This is a genomic window from Aeromonas sp. PrichA-15 (genome assembly GCF_017939245.1).
GTDB lineage: Bacteria > Pseudomonadota > Gammaproteobacteria > Enterobacterales > Aeromonadaceae > Aeromonas > Aeromonas caviae.
This window is the reverse complement of record NZ_JAGKRH010000239.1, coordinates 1-1,275: the sequence shown is the minus strand read 5'-3', so window position 1 is coordinate 1,275 and position 1,275 is coordinate 1. Positions and strand designations below refer to the sequence as shown.

1 protein-coding gene and 1 pseudogene are annotated in these 1,275 nt (G+C 50.3%); both read left to right on the top strand.

All coding sequences use genetic code 11. The features are described 5' to 3' along the window. Positions 1–162 (top strand): annotated as a pseudogene (gene tuf, locus J9889_RS20230) (elongation factor Tu); the annotation flags it as partial. A 113-nt stretch (positions 163–275) separates the two neighbouring features. Then, on the top strand, positions 276–818 hold the full coding sequence (gmhB, locus tag J9889_RS20225) for a D-glycero-beta-D-manno-heptose 1,7-bisphosphate 7-phosphatase (RefSeq protein WP_010675946.1): 543 nt from the start codon (positions 276–278) through the stop codon (positions 816–818). The last annotated feature ends 457 nt before the right edge of the window (positions 819–1,275 follow it).

Below are 1,275 nucleotides of genomic sequence, written 5' to 3'. Positions count from 1 at the left end.
ATCGAACTGCCGGAAGGCGTAGAGATGGTCATGCCGGGCGACAACATCAAGATGGTTGTTACCCTGATTGCCCCGATCGCGATGGACGACGGCCTGCGTTTCGCCATCCGTGAAGGTGGCCGTACCGTAGGTGCTGGTGTTGTAGCTAAAGTTATCGCTTAATCGATACTTTATATGCACACATGAAAGGGGTGGCTTCGGCCACCCCTTTTACTTTTGGGACTTTAATTGGCCTGTGAGATACTTTTGCGAAATCATCTATAGAGGTAGCTGCTGTGAGTAAACCCGCCATTTTTCTGGATCGCGATGGTGTCATCAACAAAGACACGGGTTATGTCAGCCAGGTTGATGACTTCCATTTTCTACCCGGGGTGATTGAGGCCATGCAATTGCTGAAGAAAAAAGGCTATTTGCTGGTCGTGGTGACCAACCAATCCGGTATCGCCCGCGGTTACTTCACGGAAGATGACTTCATGAACCTGACCGAGTGGATGGATTGGTCATTGGCCGATCGGGATGTGGATCTCGATGGTATCTACTTCTGCCCCCATCACCCGGATCACGGCGCCCCTTGCGACTGCCGCAAACCGGAACCCGGCATGCTGCTGTTGGCGCAGCAAGAGTTGGGCATCGACATGGACCGCTCTTATATGGTGGGTGACAAACCTTCGGACCTGAAAGCCGCCATCAATGCCAAGGTCGGTCACAAGATAATGGTCAGAACAGGCAAGCCGATTACTGATGCGGGGATTGAGCTGGCCGATGCCATCTACGACAACCTGCATGATTTTGCCGTTGCAGCGCCTGTCACAGGCTGATTTCGCTGGATTAAGATGCTTTTTGGTGGCTTTGTGAGCGGTTGAACGATGGAAGTCATTTTTTTGCAATTATCTCCTTGCCAGAACGAATTCGCTCCCTATAATGCGCCTCCATCGACAGGGCAAGCGGCAACGCAAACAACCCGGTCGGTAGCCTCGAAAAGCCTTTGAAAATAAGGCTTGACTCGAGACGGCGGTTGAGTAGAATGCCACTCCCGCAGCAGCCAAAAGCTGCGTCGCTCTTTAACAATTTGAATCAAGCAATCTGTGTGGGCACTCACAGCATCGAGCATCAAAAACAATTTTTGATATCAATGTCTGATGAAGTGACCAAAGCAACTTTTAGTTGCAGCAGTTAATTCAGCAATTCATTGAGCCGCTTTTCGAAGCAACCAAACTTAAATTGAAGAGTTTGATCATGGCTCAGATTGAACGCTGGCGGCAGGCCTAACACATG